Source organism: Luteimonas flava, assembly GCF_036584485.1.
Taxonomy (GTDB): domain Bacteria; phylum Pseudomonadota; class Gammaproteobacteria; order Xanthomonadales; family Xanthomonadaceae; genus Luteimonas; species Luteimonas flava.
Map to the genome: position 1 here is coordinate 383,437 of NZ_JAZHBM010000001.1, position 21,556 is coordinate 404,992.

Sequence of the window (21,556 nt, forward strand, 5' to 3'; positions counted from 1 at the left end):
GGCCGGACAAGGCTTGACACGGCGGGGGTCGCGCTCTGGTGCGGCGGGGGTGTGCCGGCCCACCGGGAACGGTTCAGTCGTGGGCGTCCGGCACGGGTAGATCAGGCCGGTAATGGCTCGGCGAACAGGTCCGCGGTCGCGGGTTCGGCGATGGCCTCCGACACGGCGTCGGGCAGCAGGCGCGACACCGGCGCGAAGCTGCGGCGGTGATGCACGCAGGGGCCGTGCGCCTGCAGCGCGGCGAGATGCGTCGGTGCGCTGTAGCCCTTGTGCCGGTCAAAGCCGTAATCGGGAAACTGCGCATGCAGTTCGACCATCGCGCGATCGCGCGCGACCTTGGCGAGGATCGAGGCCGCCATGATCGACTGCTCGATCGCATCGCCGCCGACGATCGCGCGTGCGGGGCAGGGCAGACCGCGCGGCAGACGGTTGCCGTCGATCAGCACGCGCTCGGCCGCGGGCGCCAGCGCCTGGACCGCACGCGCCATGCCGACCATCGTCGCCTGGAAGATGTTGATGCGATCGATCTCTTCGACATCGACGAACTCGACCCGCCACGCGAGTGCGCGCTCGACGATCTGCGGATAAAGCGCCTCGCGGCGTTTCTCCGTCAACTTCTTCGAATCATCGAGACCGTCGATCGGGCGTTTCGGATGCAGGATCACCGCCGCGACCACAACCGGTCCGGCCAGCGGGCCACGTCCGGCCTCATCGACACCGGCGATGCGCAGGCGGCGGGTCATGGCGTCCGTGCCGGTGCAGGCAGCGCGGGCGCTGCGAGACGCGCGACGGCGTCGGCTGCGGTCGCCGACGCGCCCTGGCGCAGCTGCAGATGCAGATCGCGATACACCGGCTGCAGCGCATCCGCGGCGGCCGGATCGCGGAACCAGTGCAGCACGGCGGCGGACAGGTGTTCGGGCGTGCAGTCTTCCTGCATGAACTCCGGCGCGATCGTGCGGCCGGCGAGCACGTTGGGCAGCGAGAAGCGATCGACCTGCATCAGCTTGAAGAGACGCACGAGGAACGCCGTGCTCGGCGCGATGCGGTAGCCGACGACCATCGGGCGCTTGGCCAGCAAGGCTTCGAGCGTCGCCGTGCCGGAGGCGAGCAGCACGACGTCGCTGGCGACCATCGCGGCGCGCGCCTGGCCGTCGAGCACGCGCACATCGAGCGTGGAAAAGCGGGGGTGTGCGAGCAGTGCATCGATCGCAGCGCGGCAGCCGGCGTTCGCAGCCGGCACGACGATCCGCAGACCGGGCAGGGCGGCGGCGACACGCGCGGCGGCATCGAGAAACACCTCGCCGAGCCGGCCGATCTCGCCCAGGCGCGAGCCCGGCAACACCGCCAGCACGGGCGCGTCCTGCGGCAGCCCGAGCGCATCGCGCGCGGCCGCACGATCGGGCTCCAGCGCCACCATCTCCGCCAGCGGATGACCGACGAAGCGCGCGTCGACACCATGCGTCGCATAGATCGGCGGCTCCATCGGGAACAGGCACAGCACGAGATCCGCGCTGCGACCGATCTTCGCCGCACGCCCCTGCCGCCAGGCCCAGATCGACGGGCTGACGTAATGCACGGTGCGGATGCCGCGGTCCTTGAGCGCGCGCTCCAGTCCGAGATTGAAATCGGGTGCATCGATGCCGATGAACACATCCGGGCGCCAGTCGATCAGGCGCGCGCGCACCGTCCTGCGCAGCTTGAGCAGGCGCGGCAGATGGCGCAGCACTTCCGACAGTCCCATGACCGCGAGTTCGGACGCGTCGTGCCAGGTCTCCATGCCGGCCGCGCGCATCGCATCGCCGCCGACGCCTGCGAATGTCGCCTGCGGGTAGCGCGCGCGCAGCTGTTCGATCAGGCCGGCGCCGAGCAGATCGCCGGACGCTTCGCCCGCGACGAGCGCGATGCGCAGCGGCGCGCCGGATGTGCGGTCGTCGATCAGGGCTACGGATGCGGGTGTGGGACTGGACACGGTGGCATTGTGCGGCATCGACGGCGCGTCGTGCCGCAGCAGCGGTCAACGCAGCAGCGGACGATCGCCTGCGTCGATGAAGTCGAGGAACGCGCGCACGTCTTCGCTGTCCTGCGCCATTTCTTCCAGCCGCACGCGCGCATCGGCCAGCGAATCTCCCGAAACGTACAGGGCGCGGTAGGCACGCTTGATCGCCGACGTGCGCGCACTGTCGAAGCCACGACGCTTCAGGCCTTCGGCATTGATGCCGCGCGGCCGGCCGTAGCCGTCCTGCGCCACCATCACGAACGGCGGCACGTCGCCATTGACGAACGCGCCCATGCCGATGAACGCATGCGCGCCGATCCGGCAGAACTGGTGGATGCCGACGAAGCCGCTGAGGATCACGTGGTCGTCGACAGTGACGTGGCCGGCCAGCGTGGCGTTGTTCGAGAACACGCAACGGTTGCCGACGACGCAATCGTGCGCGACGTGCGTGTAGGCGAGGAACCAGTTGTCGTCGCCGACGCGGGTGATGCCGCCGCCGTCGCCGGTGCCGCGGTTGATGGTGACGAATTCGCGGATCGTGTTGCGGTCGCCGATCACCAGTTCCACGCGCTCGCCGGCGAACTTCTTGTCCTGCGGCTCGCCGCCGATCGCGGCATGGCCGTGGATGTGGTTCTCGCGGCCGATACGCGTCGGGCCATGGATGCTGGAATGCGGGCCGACGATGGTGCCGGCGCCGATCTCGACATCCGGGCCGATCAGCGTGAACGCACCGATGCGCACGTCCTCGCCCAGCGTCGCGCCGGGATCGACGACCGCGCTGGGATGGACCTGCGCGGCGCCCATGTCAGCGCGGGACCTCGGCGCAGAGGATCTCCGCGCAGGCCGCCTGTTCGCCGTCGACGCGAGCGATGCCGCTGTACATGGTCATGTTGCGGATCTCGCGCTTGATCGTGACTTCGAGCTCGAGACGGTCGCCCGGCACCACCATGCGCGAGAACTTCGCCGCGTCGACCTTGACCAGATACGACAGATTGCCTTCGCAGTCCTTGCCCTTGGTCAGATGGGTCAGGATGCCGCCGGCCTGCGCCATCGCCTCGACGACGAGCACGCCCGGCATTACCGGCTGGCCGGGGAAATGGCCCTGGAAGAACTCCTCGTTGGCCGAGACGTTCTTGTAGCAGAGCACGCGCTTGCCGTGCTCGAACTCGACGACACGGTCGACGAGCAGGAACGGATAGCGGTGCGGCAGCAGCTTGTGGACGCCGTCGATGTAGATCGGCAGCGTGATCGCGTCTGTCATGGTTCCCCCTTCCCGAGCGCCGTGACGCGACGCGCGAGCGAATCGAGCTGACGGATCCGGACGGCATTCTTCCGCCACTCGCGCGTGGGCTGGGCGGGAATGCCGGCGGAATACTCGCCGGGCTCGGTGATGGATGCGGACACCATCGTCATCGCGTGGACGACGACGTGATCGCAGATGTCGAGATGGCCGGCGACGCCGACCTTGCCGGCGAGCAGGCAGTAACTGCCGATCCTGGTGCTGCCGGCAATGCCGACGCAGCCCGCGATCGCGGTGTGCGCACCGATGCGCACGTTGTGTCCGATCTGGATCAGATTGTCGAGGCGCACGCCTTCGGCGAGCGTGGTGTCGTCGAGCGCGCCGCGGTCGATGGTCGTGTTGGCGCCGATGTCGCAATCGTCGCCGACGACCACGCCGCCGAGCTGCGGCACGTTGATCCAGCGTCCGGCGTCCATCGCCAGGCCGAAGCCCTCCGATCCCAGCACGGCGCCCGGATGGATGGTGACGCGGGCGCCCAGGCGCACTCGCTTGACCAGGGTCACGCGGGCGATCAGACGGCTGCCGTCGCCGACGATGCAGTCCTCGCCGATCACGCAACCGGGCCCGATGGTCGCACCCGCGCCGATCACGCTGCGCGCGCCGATGCTGACGTGCGGGCCGATCGACGCCGACGCATCGACCTGCGCACTCGGATCGACGACCGAGAGGGCGTGGACGCCCGCGGGCGCATCGCTGGCCGGATCGAACAGCGCCGCGATCTTCGCGTAGGCGACGTAGGGATCCTTTGCGATCAGCGCGGTGCCGGCATACCCGTCCGCATCCGCCTCGCGCAGCACGACGATGCCGGCGCCGGTTTCGGCGAGCTGCGGGCGGTAGCGCGGATTGGACAGGAACGCGAGCTGCCCACTGGTGGCCGTGGCGAGCGTCGCGACGCCCGACACCGAAGTGTCCGGCGCGCCGTGGACGACGAGACCGAAGCGCTGCGCGAGCGCTTCGGCGGTATGGCGGGTCTGCGTGTCGGTCATCGGTCGCGCTGGATCAGAACGCGCCGCCGAAGGTGAACTGCAGACGTTCGACTTCGTCGCCCTGCTTGATCAGATCGCCGGCGCCACCACGGACTTCCTTCTGCTGGCGCAGCGGGTACGAATAGCTGATCGAGATCGGGCCGACCGGTGCGCGCCACATCAGCGCCACACCGGCCGACGCGCGCAGTTCCTTCGCGTCCCAGCTGTCGACGTCCTTGTAGACGTTGCCGAAGTCGACGAAGGCCGAGATACGCGCGGCGGGCGACTTGATCAGTTGCGGGAAGAACATCTCCAGCGAACCGATCGTCTTCACCGCGCCGCCGATCGGCTGCAGGAACGAGCTGTTGAGCGCGGTCTCGCGCGGGCCGAGCGTGTTGTCGCGGAAGCCGCGCACCGAGCGCGGACCACCGGCGTAGAAGTTCTCGTAGAACGGCAGGCCGCTGGCGGTGAGCGTGCGGATGTAGTCGGGCGACGACGGATCGCAGGGATCGCTCGGCGCGGCGCCGGGTACCTGCGTGTCGACCACGCCGTCACCGTTGCTGTCCACGAAGGTCGGCGCGGTGTAGCAGACGTTGCGCACGACGTCGCTGCCGTAGCTGTCGCCGTAGCCGAGCTCGGCGCGGGTATTGAGGATCAGGTGCCGGTTGATCGGCCAGTACTTCGAGATCTCGTAGTTGAGCTTGTAGTACTCGGCGGACGAGCCGGGCAGGGTGCTCTCCAGCGAAACGCGCTGCATCATGCCGCGGGTCGGCTGCAGATAGTCGTTGCGGGTGTCGCGCGCCCAGGCGAGTTCGCTGCGCCAGGCATGGAAAGTGCGCGAGCCGAACGCATCGACGTAATCGACGATCGATTCCGGCGAGGAGCCGCGGAAGGTGAAGATCTGGTTGCGGTCGACGCCGAGCAGCAGCGAGATCGAGTCGTTCTCGGTCAGCGGAATGCCCAGGATCGTCTGGCCGGCGGCGCTGGTCGACGAATACTGCGCGGTGTTGAACTCGGAGTTGTCGAACTCGCGCCACCACAGGTTGTAGCCCAGCGACATGCCACCGTCGGTGAAGTACGGGTTCATGAAGGAGAACGAGTAGCGCTGCAGGTAGACGTTGCGCTGCGCTTCCACCGACACGCGGTTGCCGCTGCCGAGGAAGTTGTTCTGCGACAGCTGCACCGACGTGGTCACGCCGGCGAGCTGCGAGTAGCCGAGGCCGAACACGAAGCTGCCCGACGTGGTTTCGGTGACGCTGAACACCACGTCGACCTGATCGTTGCTGCCCGGCACCGGCTGGCTTTCGACGTTGACGCTGCCCGATTCGAAATAACCAAGGCGCTGCAGACGGACCTTGGAGCGGTCGACCGCGGCCTGCGAGTACCAGGCGCCTTCGAACTGGCGCATCTCGCGGCGCATCACTTCGTCGGACGTGCGGCTGTTGCCCTTGAACTGGACGCGGCGCACCTGGACGCGCGGGCCCGGCACGACCTGCAGATTGATCGCGACCGTGCGGTTCTCGCGGTCGACTTCCGGAATCGGGTTCACCTGTGCGAACGCATAGCCGATGTTGCCGAGCGTCGCGATGATCGCGTCCGAACTCAGCTCCAGCAGCGCGCGCGAGAACACCTGGTCCTTCTGCACGAAGACGCGGCTTTCGATCTCTTCCTTCGGCAGCACCGTGTTGCCGGTGATCTGCACGTCCGACACCTTGTAGATCTCGCCTTCGGTGACGCCGGCGGTGATGAACATGTCGGCCTTGTCGGGACTGATCGAGACCTGGACGCTGTCTTCGCTGAAGTCGATGTAGCCGCGGTCGAGATAGAAGTTGTGCAGCTTTTCGCGATCGCCCTCGAGCTTCTCGCGCGAATACTGGTCGTCGCGGCGGTACCAGCTGAGCCAGTTCGACTCGCCCGATTCCCAGTTGTCGGTCAGCGTGTCGAGATCATAGGTCTCGTTGCCGATGATGTTGATGTGGCGGATCTTCGCCGCCTTGCCTTCCTCGACGTTGATCGCGATGTCGACGCGGTTGCGGTCGAGGCGCGAAACGGTCGGGGTGATCTTGACGTTGTACTTGCCGCGGTTGTTGTACTGGCGCACCAGTTCCTGGGTCACGCGGTCGAGGTCGAGGCGGTCGAAGGTCTCGCCTTCGGACAGGCCGATCTCGTTGAGACCCTTGGTCAGGTCTTCGGTCTTGATGTCCTTGTTGCCGGTCAGCGTGAGGCGGTTGATCGCCGGGCGCTCGCTCACCGTGAACACGAGGATGTCGCCCTGGCGCGCGACCTGGATGTCCTCGAAGAAGCCCGTGCGGTAGAGCGCGCGGACCGCATCGCTGATGCGCGTCGAATTGACGGTGTCGCCGCGCTCGACCGGCAAGTAGGTGAACACAGTGCCGGCGCCGATGCGCTGCAGGCCGTCGACACGGATGTCGCTGACCGTGAAGCTGCTGGCGCTCGAAGGTGCCAGCGGGGGCAGGGCGGCGGGCGCAGGCGCGGCAACAGGTGCGTTCGCGGCCGTCTGGGCCCAGGCCGGCGCGGCGATCACCGTGGCGAGGGCGAGGGCAAGCAGTCGGCGGTCAGGCATTCGCGTCATCTTTGAATCCGGGTAGGGGAGTGGTTCCGGCGCGGTGTGTGCGGCGGAATCCGGGTCGAGGCAGGTGTCAGCGCACGAGTTGGAGGATGTCGTTGTAGAACGCCAGGCCCATCAGGCTGGCCAGCAGCGCCAGGCCGACGTATTGCCCGGCCACCATCGCGCGCTCGCTGACCGGGCTGCCTTTGACCAACTCGATAAGGTAATACAAGAGGTGTCCCCCATCCAGCAGCGGGATGGGGAGGAGGTTCAGGATCGCCAGGCTCAGCGACAGCAACGCGAGGATCGTCAGGTACCACGCAGGCCCCTGGCCGGCATAGGTATTGGCCGCGCGCGCGATCGTGATCGGGCCGGCCACGGTGTTCTCGATCGCCACCCGGCCGCTGAAGGCGCGCCCGATCATGCCGACCAGCTGGCCGGTCAAATGACCGACTTCATGGAACGCCGCCGGCACCGACGCGAGCACGCCGTACTGCTGGATCGCGTCCTTCTCCGGCATCGGCAGGTCGCGCGGCGGCGCGATGCCGAAGGCCCAGTACTCGCCGCGCCCGTCGGGCAGCTCCATGCGCCTGGGTATCATCTCCAGAGCGAGGCGCTCGCCGTCGCGTTCCACTTCGACCATCGCCTGGCCGCCGCGGTCGCCCAGCGTCTGCACCAGCGGGCCGATGTCCTCGAACACGCGCACCGGGCTGCCGTCGATGGCGGTGAGGCGGTCGCCTTCGGCCAGCACGCCCCAGGCCGCGGATCCGGGCTCGACGCGGCCCACGACCGCCGGCAGCAGCAGATGCCGCGGCCACAGGCCGATCGCCGACGCGATGCGCCGCTGGTCGAAATCCTCGGGCAGCTGCGACAGGCGCAGTTCGCGGACCACGTCGCGGTCGCGTTCGTCGGTGACGTGCAGCGCGATGTCCCGGCGATCCAGCGCGGCGGGCAGCAGCGCGAGCTGCACCTCCATCCACGTCGGCGTCTCGCGGTCACCGACGGCATCGATGTGGTCGCCCGCGCGCAGGCCCGAAGTTTCGGCGATGCCGCTGGACTGGCCGACGACGGGCGCGTAATCGGGGCGGCCGATGACGAACATCGCCCACAGCAGCACCACGCACAGGATCAGGTTGGCGATCGGCCCGGCGGCGACGATCGCGATGCGCTTCCACACCGATGCGCGGTTGAAGGCTTCGTGCGCTTCGGCCTCCGGCACCGGGCTTTCGCGCTCGTCGAGCATCTTGACGTAGCCGCCCAGCGGGATCATCGCGACCTGGTAGACCGTGCCGTCCTTGCCGCGGCGCGACCACAGCGCGCGACCGAAGCCGATCGAGAAGCGCAGCACGCGCACGCCGCACCGGCGCGCGACCCAGTAATGGCCGAACTCGTGGAAGGTGACCAGCACGCCGAGGCTGACGATCAGCCACCACACCGAGCCGAAGAATTCAGACATCACGCTTGCTCAATGGACGGCACCGGTTTCGATCGCCTGCGTGGCGACGCTGCGCGCGCGCGCGTCGGCATCGCGCAGCACGGCCAGCGACGCCGCGTCAGCGGCGGGAAGCGTGTCGAGCACGTGCTCGACCAGCGTGGGAATGGCTAGAAAACGCAGGTGCCCCTGAAGAAAGGCTGAAACCGCCACTTCGTTCGCCGCGTTCAGCAGCGCGGGCGCGGTACCGCCCGCCGCCAGTGCGCCGCGGGCGAGCGCCAGGCAGGGGAATGCGTCGAGGTCAGGCGCTTCGAAATCGAGACGGCCGTGCTGCAGCAGATCCAGACCCGACACGCCGGACGCGATCCGATCGGGATAGCCCAGGCCCACCGCGAGCGCGGTGCGCATGTCGGGCAGCCCGAGCTGGGCGAGGGTGGAACCGTCGATGAACTCGACGAAGGAGTGCACCAGGCTCTGCGGATGCACCAGCACGTCGAGACGTTCGACCGGCATCGCGAACAGGTGATGCGCCTCGATCAGTTCCAGCCCCTTGTTCATCAGCGTCGCCGAGTCGACCGAGATCTTCGGCCCCATCGACCACTTGGGATGCGCGACGGCCTGTGCCGGCGTCACCTCCGCGAGCGATGCGCGGCTGCGCCCGCGGAACGGGCCGCCGGACGCGGTCAGGATGATGCGCGCGACGCCGCTGCAGTCGCCATCGGCGGGCAGGCACTGGTGGATCGCATTGTGTTCGCTGTCGATCGGCACGATGGTCGCGCCTGCGTCGCGCGCGGCCTGCATCATCAGCGCACCGGCCAGCACCAGCGATTCCTTGTTGGCCAGCAGCACACGCTTGCCGGCGCGCAGCGCAGCCAGCGTGGAATCGAGCCCGGCCGCGCCGACGATCGCGGCGACGACGGTGTCGCAGGCCTCCGCATCGCGCGCGAGCGCATCGAGTGCGGGCATGCCGGCATGCGGCGTGCTGTCGAGGCCCGCGTCGCGCAGCGCCGACGCCAGTGCGTCGAGCAACGCCGCATCGGCGATCACTGCATGATCCGGCCGGTGCGTGACGCACAGCGCGACCAGTGCGGGTACGTTGCTGCCCGCCGCCAGCACGCTGGCGCGCAGGCGATCGGGATGCCGGGCGATGACGTCCAGCGCCGAGGTGCCGATCGAACCGGTGGCGCCGAAGACCGCGACCTTGCGGATCATGCGCGGCACGTCCGGCCGCGGCACGCGAAGACGGACTGCATCGTCAGAAACCGAGCCAGATCTGGCCGAACGCGAACACCGGCAGCGCCGCCAGCACGCTGTCGAGGCGATCGAGCACGCCGCCGTGACCGGGAATCAACGTGCCCGAGTCCTTGGCGCCCACGTGGCGCTTGAGCAGGCTTTCGAACAGATCGCCGACCACCGATGCCAGCACGGTCAGCACCGCGACCAGCGCGACCAGCGGCAACTGCGCGACGGTCGCGCCGGCGAGCGGCGCGAATGCGACCGCGACCAGCACGCCCGCGACGACGCCGCCGGCCAGGCCTTCGACGGTCTTGTTCGGGCTGATGCGTGGCGCGAGCTTGCGCTTGCCGAACTTGCGGCCGGCGAAATACGCCCCGGTATCGGTGGCCCAGACGATCGCCAGCGCCAGCAGCAGCCAGCGGTTGCCGTGTCCGCCGTTCTCGCCGGCGTGGATCACGCACAGCGCGGCCCAGGCCGGAATCACCGCCAGCGTGCCGGCCGCGAGCTTGAACACACGCGCCCGGGTGTCGTGATCGGAGGCGAAGTCGTAATGGCGCAGCCACAACGTCGCCAGCAGCCACCAGACGACACCGATCATCGCCAAGATCTTCAGCAGCACCAGCGAGCCGCCGCCGGTCGCCGATGCCCAGACGATGGCCACCATCAGCAGCAGGTTCAGCGCCAGCAGCGCGGTGCGCGCCAGCGTGTCGTCGATGTCGGTCAGCCGCAGCCATTCCCACAGCGCGGCGAGGAAGATGATCGCCGAGACGGCGGCCATCCATGGCGTATTGAGCAGCAGCACGGCGGCGATGGCGACGGGCGCCATCAGCAGGGCCGCGAGGATGCGGGTGGATGTCATGGGTGGCCCTCCCCGGGCGCGTCCTGTGCGGTGGCGATCTGCTCGCCCGTCAGCCCGAAGCGTCGCTCGCGCGAGGCATAGACCTGTAGCGCCTGCTCGAGTTCCTGCGCGCCGAACTCGGGCCACAGGGTCTCGGTGAACCACAGCTCGGTGTAGGCGAGCTGCCACAACAGGAAATTGCTGACGCGCAGATCGCCGCCGGTGCGGATGAAGAGATCCGGCGCCGGCAGGTCGGCCAGCGCGACCCGTGCGCCGAGCGCGGCTTCGTCGATCTGGTCCGGACGCAGACGGCCCGCCGCGACATCCTGGGCCAGCGAACGCGCGGCCGAGGCGATGTCCTGGCGTCCGCCGTAACTGGCAGCCACCGCCAGCGTCAGCCGCGTGTTGCCGGCAGTCAGCGTTTCCGCCGCTGCCATGCGGCCGCGGATGCCGTCGCTGAAACGGCCACGCTCGCCGATGAAACGCAGGCGAACGCCGCGACGATGCAGCTCGCCGACTTCACGGTCGAGCGCACCGAGGAACAGCTTCATCAGCGCGCCGACTTCCTCGTCGGGACGGCCCCAGTTCTCGCTGGAGAACGCGAACAGGGTCAACGCGTCGACGCCGCGTTCGAGGCAGAAATCGATGCAGAGGTTGACGGTGCGCGCGCCGGCCCGGTGGCCGATCGCACGCGGACGCTTGCGACGCGCCGCCCAGCGCCCGTTGCCGTCCATGATGACGGCGATGTGGCGCGGGACGGGCCCGGTCGGAATCGGTGCGTTCATGCGGACTGCGGACGGACCGTCAGACCGACATCAGTTCCTGTTCCTTGGCCTTGACGACCTCGTCGACATCCTTGATCGCCGAGTCGGTGATCTTCTGGATCTCGTCCTCGCTGCGGCGCTCGTCGTCCTCGGAGATCAGCTTCTCCTTGAGGAGTTCCTTGATCTGCTGGTTGGCATCGCGGCGGATATTGCGGATGGCGACCTTGCTGTCCTCGCCTTCGCTGTGCACGACCTTGGACAGGTCGCGGCGGCGCTCTTCGGTCAGCGCGGGCAGGTTGAGGCGGATCGTGGTGCCGGCGGTGTTCGGGGTCAGGCCGAGGTCGGAGCCGAGAATCGCCTTCTCGATCGCGCCGACGATCTGCTTCTCCCACGGCGTGATCGTCAGCGAGCGGGCATCGGACACCACCACGCTGGCGACCTGGTTCAGCGGCATGTCCGAACCGTGGTAGTTGACCTTGATGTGGTCGACCAGCGCGCTGGACGCGCGGCCGGTACGCACCTTGACCAGCGTGTGCTTGAGCGCTTCGACGCTCTTGGCCATGCGGGTCTGGGTGTCTTTCTTGATGTCGTTGAGCATGGGCAGCCCCGGTCCGTGTGCGAATCGGACGATTATAAGCGTCCGGGACCGACCACGGGGCCGGGTGATGCCGCAGCGCAGCGCGAGGCCGCGCGGAATAGGCTCAGCTGCGGCCCTGGACCAGCGTGCCGATCGGTTCGCCGCGCAGGATGCGCAGCAGCACGCCGGCCTGGCTCATGTCGAAGATGCGCAGGGGCAGGTCGGAATCGCGCGCGAGCGCGAAGGCCGCGGTGTCCATGACCTCGAGACCCTGGCTCAGCACCTCGTCGTAGGTCAGGCGGTCGTAACGCTTGGCGTCGGGCACCTTCTTCGGATCGGCGTCGTAGACGCCGTCGACCTTGGTCGCCTTGAGCAGCAGATCCGCGCCGATTTCGATGCCGCGCAGCGCGGCGCCCGAATCGGTGGTGAAGAACGGGCTGCCGACGCCGGCGGCGAAGATCGCGATGCGGCCCTTTTCCAGGTGGCGGATCGCGCGGCGGCGGATGTAGTCCTCGCAGACGTCGTTGATCTTGATCGCGCTCATCACGCGCGCACGTGCGCCGCGCTTCTCGAGCGCGTCCTGCATCGCCAGCGCGTTGATGACGGTCGCCAGCATGCCCATCTGGTCGCCGGTGACGCGGTCCATGCCGGCCGCAGCCAGGCCCGCACCGCGGAAGATGTTGCCGCCGCCGATGACCAAGCCGACCTCGGCACCGGCTTTCTGCGCCTCGATGACTTCGTCGGCCAAGCGCCCGATGACCTTGGGGTCGATACCGTAATCCTCGTCGCCCATCAGGGCCTCGCCGGACAACTTGAGCAGGACGCGGCGGTAGGCGAGCGGGGCAGACGACATACGGTGACTCCGGGGGCGAGGACGGTGCGGATTCTAGGGGATCGACGCGCCCCGTGCGCGAAGCATCCATCAGCATTCCGTTATGTCGCATACCCCTGCGATCCGCGATCGCAACGGAGTCTCGCCCGCTGGCGTTGCGATGCATCGCGACGTCACGCACGCCCGATGACGGATGCATCCGCGGGCTGCGCCGACGATGCGTCCATCAGCGCGCGTCCTTGTCGAACTCAATCCTGCGTGTGTTCGCGCCCGTCGCGTGTGCGGTCGGACGCGTCGTGTGCACCCGCTTTGTCCTCGCTGTCGTCTCCGGTCACGACGGGCGGCGGAACGCCTTCGACATGGCCGTCGGCATGGACGCGCCGTTCGAACGAGGGGCCGGCCGTGAGCGATGTGTCGTTGCCCTCGGCCGAGGGGTTGTCGTCGTGGGCGTAAGCGTCGCCGCGCGCCGCCTTGCGGTCGTTGACCGCCACGTGGTCGCGCTGTTGCGGCTGGTCGGGATTGGACGCCGAGCGGGTGTCTTTGCTGGACATGGGCGGGTTCGCGAGCGGGGAAGCGACCACCGTGGGTGGAGCAGCGGCCACGCACCGTGAAAAGTGCGCGCGTTTCACCGGGTCGACGGGCCGCTTTCGTGCGGCTTTCAGATTTTTCTCAGAGCCGGGCGCGGCCCCTTTCCCGGCATGCTTGGTCCTCCAGTGCAGGAGTTCAGGGTCCCCCGTGGGCGGGCCCGCCAGACGACACGATGCTTACGGACGTGACGACAAGACGGTTGCGGCGACTCCGTTCGGCCCGCTCGATCCGCAACACCGGCATTCTGCTCGGCGTGGTGCTCACGGCGGGCCTCGCCACGCTCGTCCTGCTCGATCGCGACGCGCGGCTGGACGCGGCGTCTCGGCAGAGCATGGCGCTGGCCACCGGCACTGACCGTCTGCTGCACTACGAACTGCGCAACATCGAACGCGCGTTGCGGGGCATCGCCGCGGAGCGGAGGGCCGACGCCGCGCTGCCGCCGGCGCTGGCGGGCGACAGGCTGGATGTCTGGATCGCCGGCGTCATCGACCGCCACGAAGAACTGGAATCGATCGCCGTGTTCGGCCGGTCCGGTCGCGCGCGAGAAGGCGCCGTTGCGGATGCGCGGATCAGCGACTGGCTGGCCACGCTCGATCACCGGGCGGGCCCGCTGGTCGCAGGCCCTCTGCTGCCGCAGGGCAAGGGCGGCACCCTGCCACTGGCGCTCGCGGCGGACGATGCGTGGATCGTCGCCCTGTTCCGGACGCGCGAACTCGAGGACATGGTCGATTCGCTCGACGTCGGCGCCGAAGGCAGCGCCACCATCTACACCCAGGCCGGCGTCGTGGTCGCGCGCTTCGGCCGCACGGGTACGCACGTCGGCAAACACGTCGATCTGCCGCCGGAAGTGCGGGTGGAGGGCGGGCGCTTCAGCGGCGATCTGGTCAGCCAGCTCGACGGTGTCGAGCGCAAGGTCGCCTTCAGCAACACCAGCGATTACCCCTTCGTCGTCAGCGCCGGCATCGGCTTGCACGAAGCACTGGCGCCCTGGCGCCGGTATGCCGTGTCCGCGTGCGTGCTCGCCTTGCTGTACTGGCTGGTGTTCGGCCTGGTGGTGCGACGCGCCCGCAAGGACGAGGTTGCGCGTGAGGCGCTGATGGCCGAAGTGGAGGCGCAGGCCGAGTGGCTCCAGCAGGCCCAGCTCGCGTCCGGGACCGGCGTATGGCGCATGTATCCCGCCGCGGGCTACGTCCGCGCCACCGAGGAGATGGCGGCGCTCTACGGACTGGACAGCGTCGACGGCCAGATCCCGGTGCAGGCGTTCATCGATCGCATCCACGACGACGACCGGCCGCGCATCCAGACCGAGCTCGCCGCATCGCAGATCGACCAGCTGCCCTTCGTGCAGGAATACCGGGTGGTGCTCGACGACGGCGCGTCGCGCTGGCTGAAGATCCGCGGCGCGACCATCCGTGATGGCGCGCACCCGGTGATGACCGGCACCGCGCAGGACGTCACCGAACGCCGCGATGCGCAACAGCGCATGGAACGCGCCGAACTGCAGTTCCGGCACATCTTCGAGCGCAATCCTCTGCCGGCCTGGGTCTACGACCTGGAGGATCTGCGCTTCCTCGCGGTCAACGAGGCGGCCGTGGACACCTACGGCTACAACCGCGAAGACCTGCTGCATATGGCGGTCACCGATCTGCTGGCGCCCGAGGACCAGGCCGCCGGCCGTGAAGCGCTGGCACCGGGGGGCGGCCACGATGCGCAGGACCGGCCGTGGATGCTGATGACGCGCGATGCGCGGCATGTCGAAGTCCGCGTGCACGCGCGCACGATCGAACTCGACGGACGGCCGGCGCGACTGGTGCTGGCCGAGGACGTCAGCGTCCGCATGAGCTACGAGCGCGATCTGGCCTGGCGCGCCAACCACGACCCGACCACGGGCATGCTGACGCTCGCCGCACTGGCGGACCAGCTCGATTCGCACTGCGCAGCCGACGGCGGGAGCGGTTTCGCCATCGCCTATGTGCAGCTGCGCGATCTGGAACTGATCGCGCCGACGCTGGGCCGCCGCGCGGGCGAGAATATCCTGTGCGAGGCCGCCGCACGCTTCAACCAGGTCGCCGAGCGCTACGGCGCCTGTGGCTACATGCCGTCGGAGACGTTCGTCATCGCCGCGCTCGATCCGCGCGAGCGCGACGCCATGGTCGCCGCGCTGCTCGCGGCGATCGGCATTCCGGTCGAGGCCGAAGGCGGCACGTTTCCGCTGGAAGCCTGGATCGGACTGGCCAGCGGCCCGTGCGAGGACGGCGGGGCCGAGAAGGTCATCGGCCATGCGGCGCTGGCGTCGCTGCATGCGCGCCGGGAGAACCTGCAGGTGGTGCACTACAGCGCGGCGATGGCCGAGCACGCCTCGAGCCGGCTGGCGATGGTGCGGCAGCTGCGCCAGGCGCATGAACGCGGCGAGTTCGAGCTGCATTTCCAGCCCATCCATCGTCTGCACGACGGCAGCCTCGCCGCGATCGAAGCCCTGCTGCGCTGGCGCCAGCCCGATGGCAGCTACGTCTCGCCGGCGCAGTTCATTCCGCTGTGCGAGGAATCCGGGCTGATCGTGCCGATCGGCGGCTGGGTGCTGGAGGAGTCGGCGCGCATGCACGCGCGTCTGGCCGCCGCGGGCCACGGTGACGTGGCGATCGCGGTGAACGTGTCCGCGGTGCAGTTCGAGGCCGACATGACGCCGGAATCGATCCGGCATCTGTTCGAACGCCACGCATTGCCGCCGCGCGCGCTGCATCTGGAGCTGACCGAAAGCGTGCTGCTGCGGCATCCCGACGATGCGCGATCGCTGATGGGCACGCTGCGCAACGAAGGCCTGTGCCTGTCGATCGACGACTTCGGCACCGGCTTTTCGAGCATGGCCTATCTGCGCGAACTGCCGCTCGACCATCTGAAGATCGACCGTGCCTTCGTGCGTGACGTGACGGAGGATCCGCGCAGCGCCGCGATCTGCCGTGCGTTGATCGCGCTCGGCCATGGCCTGGGGCTCGCGATCATCGCCGAAGGCGTCGAAGAGGCCGAGCAGCTCGAATGGCTGCGCGCGCACGGCTGCGACCAGGCGCAGGGCTACCACCTCGGTCGTCCGATGCCGATCGACGCGCTGCTGGAAAGCCTGGCCGAGGAGACCAGCGAGATCGATTGACGCCACGCATCCGCGCCGCCGGTCTCGGCGCGCAGCGCACGCGCCGTCGGCGGCGGATCACCGGATCCGACACCTCCCGCGAACCCGGTGCGACGTCAGAGCCGCGCGCCGATCGCCGCGGCGTCGCCGGGCATGCCGAAGTGGAAGCCCTGCAGCGAGGTGCAACCCAGTTCGGTCAGCAGCCGCTGCTGCGCCTCGGTCTCCACGCCTTCGGCGATCACCGACAGGTTCAGCGTGCGGCCGAGCGCGATGATCGCCGAGACAATCGCGGCATCCTCGCTGCCGGCGACGAGATCCTTGACGAAGGCGCGGTCGATCTTGAGTTCGCTGGCCGGCAGCCGCTTGAGATACAGCAGGCTCGAATAGCCGGTGCCGAAATCGTCGATCGAGATCTGCACGCCCAGCGCCGACAGTCGTTGCAGGATCGCCAGACTCGCTTCCGGGTCGTGCATCGCCGTCGATTCGGTGATCTCCAGGATCAGCGACGAGGGCGGCATGCCGTGGCGGGCAAGCGCTTCCTTGATCTTGCCCAGCAGGCCGGGCGAGCGGAACTGGGTCGCCGACAGGTTCACCGACACCGAGGGGACATCGCGACCGAGCGCGCGCCATTCCATCAGCTGGCGGCAGGCCTCGTTGATGACCCAGCGGCCGATCTCCAGGATCAGACCGGTCTTCTCGGCCAGCGGAATGAAGGTGTCCGGCATCACCAGCCCGCGCTCGGGATGGTGCCAGCGCAGCAGCGCTTCGAGGCCGACCAGCGGGCCGTCGGGCGCGCGCAGCTTGGGCTGGTAATTGAGCGTGAACTGGTCCAGCGCCAGCGCGCGTCGCAGATCCTGGATCAGGGCGAGCTCGGCGTGCGCGCCGCGATTCATCGACGGCTCGAAGAAACAGTAGGCGTTGCGGCCCTGGTCCTTGGCCGAGTACATCGCCGCATCGGCATTGGTCATCAGTTCGCGCGCGCTGGTGCCGTCGGCGCCGAAGATCGCGATGCCGATGCTGCCGGTCACGTTGAGTTCGCCGCCTTCGATCTGCACCGGCATCGACACGGTCTGAAGCAGCTTGTCGGCCAGCGTCGCGGCATCGCCCGGCTCCTTGATGTCGGCGAGCACGACGAACTCGTCGCCGCCCAGCCGCGCCAGCGTGTCCTCGGCGCGGATCTCGGCAGCCAGATGACGCGCCACCTGCAGCAGCAGACGGTCGCCGACCGGATGGCCGTAGGCATCGTTGACCGCCTTGAAGCCGTCGAGATCGACGAACAGCAGCGCGAAGCGGTTGCCGTTGCGCACCGCGCGGCGGATCGCGTGTTCGAGGCGGTCCTCCAGCAGCAGACGGTTCGGCAGCTTGGTCAGGTTGTCGTGCAGGGCGAGATAGGTCAGTTCCTGGTTCGCCTTCTTGAGCGAATCGCTGAGCAGGGTGGTGCGCTCCTGCAGGCGCCGGTCGAGAATCGACGTGGTCAGCGCCAGTCCGAGGATCGCGAACGTCGTCGCGCCGACCAGGCTGGCCAGCCACTGCGGCGAGATGCCGCCGGCGATCGCGGCACCGCAGATGCTGCCTTCCGGGAAGCCGGCCGCGGCCATGCCGGTGTAGTGCATGCCGACGACCGCCACGCCCATCACCAGCGCGGCCAGACTGCGCGCGCGCACCACGCCTGCGCCTTCGCGGCGCAGCGAGAACGCGATCCACAGCGCCGCGCCGGCTGCGGCGATCGCGATCACGATCGACAGCGCGAACCAGCCCGGGTGGTAGTCGATGCCCGGCTGCATGTGCATGGCTTCCATGCCGACGTAATGCATGGCCGCGATGCCGGCGCCGAGGATCAGCGCCGCGACGCCGAGCTTGCGCATGGGCAGGTCGCGGCCGGAGACCACGTGCAGGGCATAGGCCGAGCTGCAGATCGCGATCAGCAGCGAGTACAGCGTCACCGCGAGGTCGTAGCCCTGCGGGATCGGCAACTGGAAGGCCAGCATGCCGAGGAAGTGCATCGACCAGATGCCGAAGCCCATCGCCACTGCGCCGCCGATCAGCCAGCTGCGCGAGGCCCAGCCGTCGCTGGCCGCGATCCGGCCGGCCATGTCGAGCGCGACGTAGGACGCGAAGGCGGCGACCACATACGAGATGGCGACGAGCAGCGGGTTGTAGGTGCCGACGAGCATGGGACTGACCGGAACGGGAGGCTGAGCCTGTGTAGCAACCCGCGTGCCAATGTCGAGATCCGGTGAAGACCGTTGCGACGCGGCGCGAATCCGCGCGGGGCCCGGACACAACAAACCCGACCGTACGGTCGGGTCAGGTTGTGACGCAATGCGCAGATCGACCGGCGTGACGCCGGCCGCTCAGACGCTGCGGATCAGACGACGTCGGGTTCGCTGAAGGCTTCCGGCTCGTCCTCGGCCGACCCGACGGGGATGCAGCTGCAGAACACGTTCTTGTCGCCGTGCACGTTGTCGACGCGCGCGACCGGCGGCCAGTACTTGGTGTGGCGCAGCGTCGCCAGCGGGAACGCGGCCAGTTCGCGCGGGTAGGCGTGGGTCCACTCGCTGGCGGTGACCTGCATCGCCGTGTGCGGCGCGTGCTTGAGCGGGTTGTCCTCGCGATCCAAGCGGCCGTCCTCGATCGCGCGGATCTCGTCGCGGATCTGGATCATCGCGTCGATGAAGCGGTCGAGTTCGTGCAGCGATTCGCTTTCGGTCGGCTCGACCATCAGCGTGCCGGTAACCGGGAAGCTCAGCGTCGGCGCGTGGAAGCCGAAGTCGATCAGGCGCTTGGCGACGTCCTCGGCGCTGATGCCGGTCGCGTCCTTGATCGGGCGCAGATCGAGGATGCACTCGTGCGCGACCAGATCGTTGCGGCCGGTGTAGAGCGTCGGGTAATGCGGTGCGAGGCGCCTGGCGACGTAGTTGGCATTGAGCAGCGCGACCTGGGTGGCGCGGCGCAGACCGTCGGCGCCCATCATCGCGATGTACATCCAGCTGATCGGCAGGATCGACGCCGAACCGTGCGTCGCCGCCGAGACCATGCCCACGTCGCCATCGCCGCCGAGCGCGCGCGGCAGGTAGGGCGCGAGATGCGACTTGACCGCGCACGGGCCGACGCCCGGGCCGCCGCCGCCGTGCGGAATGCAGAAGGTCTTGTGCAGGTTCAGATGGCTGACGTCCGAGCCCCATTTGCCGGGCCTGGCCACGCCAACGAGGGCGTTCATGTTGGCGCCGTCGGTGTACACCTGGCCGCCGTGCCGGTGGACGATGTCGCAGATCGCGACCACGTCTTCCTCGAACACGCCGTGCGTGGACGGGTAGGTGATCATGATCGCGGCCAAGCGATCCGAGTACTTCTCGGCCTTGGCGCGGATGTCGTCGACGTCGACGTTGCCGTCCTTGTCGCAGCGGGTCACGACGACGGTCATGCCGACCATCTGCGCCGACGCGGGATTGGTGCCGTGCGCGGATTCGGGGATCAGGCAGATGTCGCGATGGCCCTGGCCCTGCGCCTGCTGGTAGGCGCGGATCGCGAGCAGGCCGGCGAACTCGCCCTGCGCGCCGGAGTTGGGCTGGAAGCTCACCGCGTCGTAGCCGGTGATTTCGACCAGCATCGCTTCCAGGCCGTCGATCAGCTCGGTGTAGCCGACGGTCTGGTCTGCCGGTGCCAGCGGGTGGATGTTGCCGAATTCGGGCCACGTGACCGGGATCATTTCGGCGGTCGCGTTGAGCTTCATCGTGCACGAGCCCAGCGGGATCATCGTGCGGTCCATCGCCAGATCGCGATCGGCCAGGGTGCGCATGTAGCGCAGCAGTTCGTGCTCGCTGTGATGCGTGTTGAACACCGGGTGGGTCAGGAACTTCGTGTCGCGCGCGAGTGCCTTCGGCAGCGCGTCGGCGGTCGCGGTATCGAGTGCTTCGATGTCGATCCCGGCGCCGAAGAGCTTGGCCAGCGCGACGACTTCATCGCGGGTCGTGGTCTCGTCGAGGCTGATGCCCACCGAAGATGCATCGATCGCGCGCAGGTTGAAGCCGGCTGCACGCGCCTTGCCGTGCAACGCTTCGGCATCGACGCCGGTCACATGCAGCGTGTCGAAGAACGCGTCGCCGACGCTGACGCCGGCCTGCCCGAGTGCGGCGGACAGGATCGACGCGAAGCGGTGCGTGCGGCGGGCGATGCGGGTCAGGCCGTCGGGGCCGTGGTAGACGGCGTACATCGACGCCATTACCGCCAGCAGCACCTGCGCGGTACAGATGTTCGACGTCGCCTTCTCGCGGCGGATGTGCTGCTCGCGGGTCTGCAGCGTCAGGCGGTAGGCCTGGTTGCCGGCGGCATCGACCGACACGCCGATCAGGCGGCCCGGCATCGAGCGCTTGTAGGCATCGCGGCAGGCCATGAAGCCGGCATGCGGGCCACCGAAGCCAAACGGCACGCCGAAGCGCTGCGAGTTGCCGACGACGATGTCGGCGCCCCAGCGGCCCGGCGCCTGGATCAGGGTCAGCGCCAGCAGATCGGTCGCGACCGCGACGATGCCGCCGCGCGCGTGCACTCTATCGGCGACTTCGGCGTGATCACCGATGCGGCCGAAGGTGTTCGGGTACTGCAGCAGCACGCCGTAGGTGTCGGCGTCCTTGGCGTCCGCAGCGGGGCCGATCTGCAGTTCGATGCCGAGGCCGTCGGCGCGCGTGCGCAGCACGTCGAGCGTCTGCGGATGCACATCGTCGGCAACGAAGAACACGTTGGACTTCGACTTCGCCGACCGCTTGGCCAGCGTCATCGCTTCGGCGGCAGCGGTCGCCTCGTCGAGCAGCGAGGCGTTCGCGATGTCCATGCCGGTCAGGTCGGTGACCATCGTCTGGAAGTTGATCAGCGCTTCCATGCGGCCCTGCGAAATCTCCGCCTGATAGGGCGTGTAGGCCGTGTACCAGGCCGGGTTCTCGAGGATGTTGCGCAGGATGACGTTCGGCGTGTGCGTGCCGTAGTAGCCCTGGCCGATGACGCTGCGCAGCACGGTGTTCCGTTCCGCGACCTTGCGGATCTTCGCCAGCGCGTCGACTTCGGTCATCGCGTCGGGCAGGGCGAGCGGCGCGCGGGAGGCGATCTTGCCCGGCACGATCGCATCGGTCATCGCGTCGAGCGAGTCGTGGCCGACCACGCCGAGCATGTGGGCGATCTCGGCATCGTTCGGGCCGATGTGGCGTTCGACGAAGGCCGAGTGGTGTTCGAGGTCGCGCAGGGTCGAAGCGGTCATGGCAGGCATCCGTCAAAAGGGGCTCTGGAGTGCCGGCGTCCGCCACTGTCGATCCGCGTCGCGGAGGACGATGGCCGAAGACCGCCG

16 protein-coding genes are annotated in these 21,556 nt (G+C 68.6%); 1 reads left to right on the forward strand and 15 read right to left on the reverse strand.

The window, feature by feature from the left end; genetic code table 11:
* Positions 1–101 precede the first annotated feature (101 nt).
* From rnhB to V3391_RS01800, 13 genes are all read right to left on the reverse strand, one after another.
* A complete protein-coding gene (gene rnhB, locus V3391_RS01740) occupies positions 102–743 on the reverse strand; it encodes a ribonuclease HII (RefSeq protein WP_332076707.1) in 642 nt (213 codons plus the stop codon).
* Positions 740–1,987 (reverse strand): lipid-A-disaccharide synthase, encoded by a 1,248-nt coding sequence (lpxB, locus tag V3391_RS01745; protein WP_425497185.1) that lies wholly within the window; start codon positions 1,985–1,987, stop codon positions 740–742. The genes rnhB and lpxB overlap by 4 nt, the downstream gene beginning before the upstream one ends.
* A gap of 27 nt (positions 1,988–2,014) precedes the next feature.
* Positions 2,015–2,800: an acyl-ACP--UDP-N-acetylglucosamine O-acyltransferase gene (lpxA, locus tag V3391_RS01750; RefSeq protein WP_332076709.1), complete on the reverse strand. Its 786-nt coding sequence runs from the start codon at positions 2,798–2,800 to the stop codon at positions 2,015–2,017.
* A 1-nt stretch (position 2,801) separates the two neighbouring features.
* Positions 2,802–3,257 (reverse strand): 3-hydroxyacyl-ACP dehydratase FabZ, encoded by a 456-nt coding sequence (gene fabZ, locus V3391_RS01755; protein ID WP_332076710.1) that lies wholly within the window; start codon positions 3,255–3,257, stop codon positions 2,802–2,804.
* The gene (gene lpxD / locus V3391_RS01760; RefSeq protein ID WP_332076711.1) at positions 3,254–4,282 is read right to left on the reverse strand and encodes a UDP-3-O-(3-hydroxymyristoyl)glucosamine N-acyltransferase; all 1,029 of its coding nucleotides are present in this window, start codon (positions 4,280–4,282) and stop codon (positions 3,254–3,256) included. The genes fabZ and lpxD overlap by 4 nt, the downstream gene beginning before the upstream one ends.
* 13 nt (positions 4,283–4,295) lie before the next feature.
* A complete protein-coding gene (bamA, locus tag V3391_RS01765; RefSeq protein WP_332076712.1) occupies positions 4,296–6,854 on the reverse strand; it encodes an outer membrane protein assembly factor BamA in 2,559 nt (852 codons plus the stop codon).
* 67 nt (positions 6,855–6,921) lie between these two features.
* Positions 6,922–8,286 (reverse strand): RIP metalloprotease RseP, encoded by a 1,365-nt coding sequence (gene rseP / locus V3391_RS01770; RefSeq protein WP_332076713.1) that lies wholly within the window; start codon positions 8,284–8,286, stop codon positions 6,922–6,924.
* Positions 8,287–8,295: 9 nt separating this feature from the next.
* Positions 8,296–9,474, reverse strand: coding sequence for a 1-deoxy-D-xylulose-5-phosphate reductoisomerase (dxr, locus tag V3391_RS01775; protein ID WP_332076714.1), 1,179 nt, complete (start codon positions 9,472–9,474; stop codon positions 8,296–8,298).
* A 43-nt stretch (positions 9,475–9,517) separates the two neighbouring features.
* Positions 9,518–10,357 (reverse strand): phosphatidate cytidylyltransferase, encoded by an 840-nt coding sequence (locus V3391_RS01780; protein ID WP_332076715.1) that lies wholly within the window; start codon positions 10,355–10,357, stop codon positions 9,518–9,520.
* The gene (gene uppS / locus V3391_RS01785) at positions 10,354–11,121 is read right to left on the reverse strand and encodes a polyprenyl diphosphate synthase (RefSeq protein ID WP_332076716.1); all 768 of its coding nucleotides are present in this window, start codon (positions 11,119–11,121) and stop codon (positions 10,354–10,356) included. Before uppS ends, V3391_RS01780 begins: the two co-directional genes overlap by 4 nt.
* A gap of 19 nt (positions 11,122–11,140) precedes the next feature.
* The gene (gene frr / locus V3391_RS01790) at positions 11,141–11,698 is read right to left on the reverse strand and encodes a ribosome recycling factor (RefSeq protein WP_332076717.1); all 558 of its coding nucleotides are present in this window, start codon (positions 11,696–11,698) and stop codon (positions 11,141–11,143) included.
* 103 nt (positions 11,699–11,801) lie between these two features.
* Positions 11,802–12,530 (reverse strand): UMP kinase, encoded by a 729-nt coding sequence (gene pyrH / locus V3391_RS01795; protein WP_332076718.1) that lies wholly within the window; start codon positions 12,528–12,530, stop codon positions 11,802–11,804.
* 227 nt (positions 12,531–12,757) lie between these two features.
* Positions 12,758–13,060, reverse strand: coding sequence for a hypothetical protein (locus V3391_RS01800; protein ID WP_332076720.1), 303 nt, complete (start codon positions 13,058–13,060; stop codon positions 12,758–12,760).
* Positions 13,061–13,296: 236 nt separating this feature from the next.
* On the opposite strand from V3391_RS01800, the gene V3391_RS01805 reads away from it, so the two are divergent.
* Positions 13,297–16,242, forward strand: a complete 2,946-nt coding sequence (locus V3391_RS01805) for a bifunctional diguanylate cyclase/phosphodiesterase (protein WP_332076721.1) — start codon at positions 13,297–13,299, stop codon at positions 16,240–16,242.
* Positions 16,243–16,337: 95 nt separating this feature from the next.
* On the opposite strand, the gene V3391_RS01810 is transcribed toward V3391_RS01805, so the two are convergent.
* Together V3391_RS01810 and gcvP are read right to left on the reverse strand one after the other, a co-directional pair.
* Positions 16,338–18,395 (reverse strand): putative bifunctional diguanylate cyclase/phosphodiesterase, encoded by a 2,058-nt coding sequence (locus V3391_RS01810; RefSeq protein ID WP_332076722.1) that lies wholly within the window; start codon positions 18,393–18,395, stop codon positions 16,338–16,340.
* A 194-nt stretch (positions 18,396–18,589) separates the two neighbouring features.
* Positions 18,590–21,478, reverse strand: coding sequence for an aminomethyl-transferring glycine dehydrogenase (gene gcvP, locus V3391_RS01815; protein ID WP_332076723.1), 2,889 nt, complete (start codon positions 21,476–21,478; stop codon positions 18,590–18,592).
* Positions 21,479–21,556: the final 78 nt, after the last annotated feature.